At 49.3% G+C, this 5,084-nt stretch carries 4 protein-coding genes, 4 tRNA genes and 1 pseudogene; 2 read left to right on the forward strand and 7 right to left on the reverse strand.

The window, feature by feature from the left end:
- The 5 genes from tuf to OGY18_RS17930 all read right to left on the reverse strand — a co-directional run.
- Window positions 1-1,034 (reverse strand): elongation factor Tu (gene tuf / locus OGY18_RS17910; protein WP_286553871.1); only part of this gene is annotated, 1,034 nt, incomplete at its 3' end.
- A gap of 118 nt (window positions 1,035-1,152) precedes the next feature.
- A tRNA-Thr gene (locus tag OGY18_RS17915) sits at window positions 1,153-1,228 on the reverse strand.
- A gap of 5 nt (window positions 1,229-1,233) precedes the next feature.
- Window positions 1,234-1,308 (reverse strand) — tRNA-Gly (locus tag OGY18_RS17920).
- 114 nt (window positions 1,309-1,422) lie between these two features.
- Window positions 1,423-1,507 (reverse strand) — tRNA-Tyr (locus OGY18_RS17925).
- A gap of 8 nt (window positions 1,508-1,515) precedes the next feature.
- Window positions 1,516-1,591, reverse strand: a tRNA-Thr gene (locus tag OGY18_RS17930).
- Window positions 1,592-1,610: 19 nt separating this feature from the next.
- Between OGY18_RS17930 and OGY18_RS17935 the strand changes: the two are divergent.
- Both OGY18_RS17935 and coaA read left to right on the forward strand, forming a co-directional pair.
- Window positions 1,611-1,691 (forward strand): annotated as a pseudogene (locus OGY18_RS17935) (hypothetical protein); the annotation flags it as partial.
- A gap of 290 nt (window positions 1,692-1,981) precedes the next feature.
- Window positions 1,982-2,932, forward strand: a complete 951-nt coding sequence (coaA, locus tag OGY18_RS17940; RefSeq protein ID WP_003031107.1) for a type I pantothenate kinase — start codon at window positions 1,982-1,984, stop codon at window positions 2,930-2,932.
- A gap of 31 nt (window positions 2,933-2,963) precedes the next feature.
- Here the strand turns inward: coaA and birA are convergent, their stop codons facing one another.
- Both birA and murB read right to left on the reverse strand, forming a co-directional pair.
- Window positions 2,964-3,926 (reverse strand): bifunctional biotin--[acetyl-CoA-carboxylase] ligase/biotin operon repressor BirA, encoded by a 963-nt coding sequence (gene birA / locus OGY18_RS17945; RefSeq protein WP_286553873.1) that lies wholly within the window; start codon window positions 3,924-3,926, stop codon window positions 2,964-2,966.
- A complete protein-coding gene (gene murB, locus OGY18_RS17950) occupies window positions 3,923-4,951 on the reverse strand; it encodes a UDP-N-acetylmuramate dehydrogenase (protein ID WP_048237125.1) in 1,029 nt (342 codons plus the stop codon). The genes birA and murB overlap by 4 nt, the downstream gene beginning before the upstream one ends.
- Between the last annotated feature and the right edge of the window lie 133 nt (window positions 4,952-5,084).

Here is a 5,084-nt window from a genome sequence, read left to right on the forward strand (position 1 = left end):
GGCAGTTCGATGGTACCAGTCACGTCAGTAGTACGGAAGTAGAACTGCGGACGGTAGCCTTTGAAGAACGGAGTATGACGGCCGCCTTCGTCTTTGGACAGAATGTACACTTCAGATTCGAACTTGGTGTGCGGCTTGATAGAGCCCGGCTTAGCCAGTACCTGACCACGTTCGATTTCTTCACGTTTGATACCACGCAGCAGAACACCAACGTTCTCACCAGCACGGCCTTCGTCCAGCAGTTTGCGGAACATTTCAACGCCAGTACAGGTAGACTTAGCAGTCTCTTTGATACCAACGATTTCAACTTCTTCACCAACTTTGATGATACCGCGCTCTACACGACCGGTAACAACGGTACCACGACCGGAGATGGAGAATACGTCTTCGATAGGCAGCAGGAACGGCTTGTCAATCGCACGCTCTGGTTCTGGGATGTAAGAATCCAGGAAGCCAGCCAGTTCGATGATTTTCGCTTCCCACTCTGCTTCGCCTTCCAGCGCTTTCAGAGCAGAACCACGAACGATCGGAGTGTCGTCGCCCGGGAAATCGTACTGAGACAGAAGTTCACGAACTTCCATTTCTACCAGTTCCAGCAGCTCTTCGTCATCAACCATGTCGCATTTATTCAGGAACACGATGATGTACGGAACACCTACCTGACGACCCAGCAGGATGTGCTCACGAGTCTGCGGCATCGGGCCGTCAGTCGCAGCAACAACCAGGATCGCGCCGTCCATCTGCGCAGCACCGGTGATCATGTTTTTAACATAGTCGGCGTGGCCCGGGCAGTCTACGTGTGCGTAGTGGCGAGTCGGGGTGTCATATTCAACGTGAGAAGTGTTGATGGTGATACCACGAGCTTTTTCTTCCGGCGCGTTATCGATCTGGTCGAATGCGCGAGCAGCACCGCCGTAGGTTTTAGCCAGAACGGTAGTGATTGCAGCGGTCAGCGTTGTTTTACCATGGTCAACGTGGCCGATAGTACCGACGTTAACGTGCGGTTTAGTACGTTCAAATTTTTCTTTAGACATCGATTGTCCCTCTAAGACACGGATAAATCGGTGATATCACCACATCAACCAAGCAATATACCTGAGCTGTTGAATGCTTTTAAAAGTAAACAGAGAGAAACGGGAAGGAGAAGTGAAGTGGTGCTGATACCCAGAGTCGAACTGGGGACCTCACCCTTACCAAGGGTGCGCTCTACCAACTGAGCCATATCAGCACGTCTGGAGCGGGCAGCGGGAATCGAACCCGCATCATCAGCTTGGAAGGCTGAGGTAATAGCCATTATACGATGCCCGCATCCTGAAACTCGGCTACCCAGTTCTTTCTGCAACAAAAAAGAGATCTCTCTCTTTTCTGTTCGAGCTGATTAATTTTTTAATCAACTCAGGCGGCGATAACGCTGCCAGAAAGTGGTGGTGGGGGAAGGATTCGAACCTTCGAAGTCTGTGACGGCAGATTTACAGTCTGCTCCCTTTGGCCGCTCGGGAACCCCACCGGACTTGATGGTGCCGACTACCGGAATCGAACTGGTGACCTACTGATTACAAGTCAGTTGCTCTACCTACTGAGCTAAGTCGGCATCAAGTAGCGCGCATTTTATGGAGACATGCGCACTCATGCAACTAAAAAATTGCATAAAATGTTCTATCGCTCACATTTTGCACTATACGACCGATAAATAATCTATTTCCTCTTTGGATTGAACAAATTTCCAACGCCAGGTGCCTCCTCAGAGAGGAATTTTGCTCCGGCAGGTACGCTTTGATAGAGAGAAAGCACATCTTTATACATCTGGAATACTCGTCACATTGCATTTCAGAGGATGATTTTTTCTTATTATTCCCCCCCATCTGGTGTTACCCTCCTGCCCATTGTCCAAATTAACTGAAATGTGCGTGCCATTGCGTACCGGGGATGATTTCGTTTTTTACCGCAGACCTGATATAGCAATGACAGCCAGACCATGCGTATGAGTATAAAAGAGCAAGCGTTAACGTCGCCTTACCTACAGTTTGATCGCAACCAGTGGGCTGCGCTTCGTGATTCCGTGCCGATGACCCTGACCGAGGAAGAGATTGCTCGTCTTAAAGGCATTAACGAAGACTTATCGCTGGAAGAAGTTGCCGAGATTTATTTGCCTCTCTCGCGTTTGCTAAACTTTTACATCAGTTCGAACCTGCGACGTCAGGCCGTGCTGGAGCAATTTTTAGGCACGAATGGCGAGCGTATTCCTTATATTATTAGCATTGCTGGCAGCGTCGCCGTCGGTAAAAGTACGACTGCGCGTGTTTTGCAGGCTTTGCTCAGTCGCTGGCCCGAGCATCGCAAGGTCGAGTTGATTACTACCGATGGCTTTCTCCACCCTAACCAGGTATTGAAAGATCGTGGACTGATGAAGAAGAAAGGCTTCCCCCAGTCCTATGATATGCATCGCTTGGTTAAATTCGTTTCCGATCTGAAATCAGGCGTACCTAACGTCACGGCGCCGGTCTATTCCCATCTCATCTATGATGTGATCCCTGATGGCGACAAAACCGTTGCCCAGCCCGACATATTAATACTCGAAGGGCTAAATGTATTACAAAGCGGGATGGACTATCCTCACGATCCGCATCATGTATTTGTTTCTGACTTTGTCGACTTTTCTATTTATGTTGATGCGCCAGAAGAATTACTCCAGACGTGGTATATCAACCGTTTCCTGAAATTCCGTGAAGGGGCGTTTACCAACCCGGACTCTTATTTCCATAACTATGCAAAATTATCAGAAGATGAGGCTATCAACACCGCCACATCGTTATGGAAAGAGATTAACTGGCTGAATTTAAAACAAAATATATTACCAACGCGTGAGCGAGCAAGCTTAATCATGACGAAAAGTGCCAATCATGCCGTTGAGCAAGTCAGGTTGAGAAAATAAATAAGAAGGGGAGCAACAGCTCCCCTTCTTATTACTCAGCGCTTCTTAGCGATATTTCTCCACCCATCCAGGGTTTGATCTCGCCATTTTGTTCAAGCAATAATGCACCTTGCGCGTCTATTCCACGAGAGATGCCAAATATTTCTTTATCACCAATAATAAGTTTTACCGGGCGGTCGATAAAGTTATCAAGTGTCTTCCAGCGAGACAGATACGGCGCTAAACCTTCGTGCTCAAAGAGCACCAACGCAGCACGCAACTCACGTATCAGTCGGGCTGCAAGGGTATTGCGATCAATGTTAATGCCCGCTTCCTGCAGGTTAATCCAGCCTTGATTAACCACATTTTCTTCAACCCGGCGCATGGACATATTAATACCCGCACCGATAACAATCTGCGCGGCATCCCCTGTCTTACCGGTCAGTTCAACCAGGATCCCTGCCAGCTTACGGTCGAGCAAATAGAGGTCGTTGGGCCATTTTACACGTACCTTCTCTGCGCCCAGATCGCGTAAAACCTCAGCCATGACGATACCAATAACCAGACTCAGGCCAATCGCGGCAGCCGGTCCTTGTTCCAACCGCCAGAACATTGAAAGGTACAGGTTGGCACCAAACGGTGAAAACCATTTGCGACCACGGCGGCCGCGCCCGGCTTGCTGATATTCAGCGACACAGGCATCCCCTGACTCCAGTTGACCTATTCGGTCCATCAGGTACTGATTGGTTGAGTCGATAACCGGCAGGACTGTGATATTTCCACCATCCAGTTGAGAATGAATAAGTGAAGCATCTAATAGTTGGATAGGCTCCGGTAAGCTGTATCCTTTACCTGGAACAGTAAAGACATCAACCCCCCAGTCGCGTAACGTCTGGACATGCTTATTGATTGCGGCACGGCTCATTCCCAACTTTTCACCGAGCTGCTCACCGGAATGAAATTCGCCGTCAGCGAGTAATGAAATAAGCGTCAGAGGGACGGTATTATCCTTCATGCAATGATCTCCACAGCATTCATTTCACCCTGCGGGCCAATAAACCGGACCTCTGGTTCGAGCCAGACATTAAATTTCTCACCGACTTTTTGGCGCACATGGTGTGCAAGTTGCACTACATCCTGACTCGTCGCATTATCTGCATTGATCAGCACCAGTGCCTGCTGCTGATGTACCGCTGCGCCACCAATGCGCATGCCTTTTAGCTGGCATTGATCGATCAGCCAGCCTGCTGCCAGTTTCACAGAGCCATCAGCCTGCGGGTAATGAGGTGCTGTTGGGAATTTTGCCAGGAGCTCCTGCGCAATCTCTGCGGTGACAACCGGGTTTTTAAAGAAGCTTCCTGCATTACCGTTTACTTTCGGATCGGGCAGTTTTGTCGTGCGCATATGGCAGACAGAATCAAAAACTTGCTGAGGCGTCACCGTTGTAGGATCCAGGCGCGTCAGATCGCCATAGGTCAGTACCGGATGCCACTGTTTAGACAAGCGTAAACCAACAGCAATAATTGCGAAGCGATCCTGGTATTCATGTTTGAAGATGCTGTCACGATAACCAAAACGACATTCTGCTGCACCAACACGCAGATGTTTGCCAGTCGACAGCTCAACGCAGTCTACGTATTCGCAGACGCGCTGTAGCTCTACGCCATAGGCACCTATATTCTGGATTGGCGATGAACCCACGCAGCCTGGGATAAGCGCCAGATTTTCCAGCCCAGGCATACCAAGCTGCAACGTATGCTGGACCAGATGATGCCAGTTTTCACCCGCACCTACGTGCAAATGCCACGCATCAGGTTGTTCTGTAATCTCAATACCCTTAATACGATTGACGATCACCGTACCCTGGAAGGTATCAAGAAACAGGACGTTACTCCCTTCGCCCAGGATCAGTACTGGATGATGCGATGCATTGGCTGATTGCCAGGCATTCAGTAATTGTTGTTCATTTTCGGCGCAGACAAGTTCATTCGTTTGCTGATCGATACCGAAGGTGTTCCAGGCTTTAAGGGAGTGATTCATAGACGCTTTCCTGATGCAAAATCGCGCCTAGTTTACCGCATATGCCGCAGGATGGCTTGTGTTATGGAGGTTTTGGATATTGCTTTGCACCCGATGGTGCTGCGATGTGATGTGCCTGATGCGCTGCGCTTAT

It is taken from the genome of Citrobacter sp. Cpo142 (genome assembly GCF_030332425.1).
GTDB lineage: Bacteria > Pseudomonadota > Gammaproteobacteria > Enterobacterales > Enterobacteriaceae > Citrobacter > Citrobacter portucalensis.

Bases quoted from the DNA above. Each gene is read 5' to 3' on its own strand.
- coaA (WP_003031107.1), top strand. From the start codon at position 1,982: ATGAGTATAAAAGAGCAAGCGTTAACGTCGCCTTACCTACAGTTTGAT.
- murB (WP_048237125.1), bottom strand. From the start codon at position 4,951: ATGAATCACTCCCTTAAAGCCTGGAACACCTTCGGTATCGATCAGCAA.
- birA (WP_286553873.1), bottom strand. From the start codon at position 3,926: ATGAAGGATAATACCGTCCCTCTGACGCTTATTTCATTACTCGCTGAC.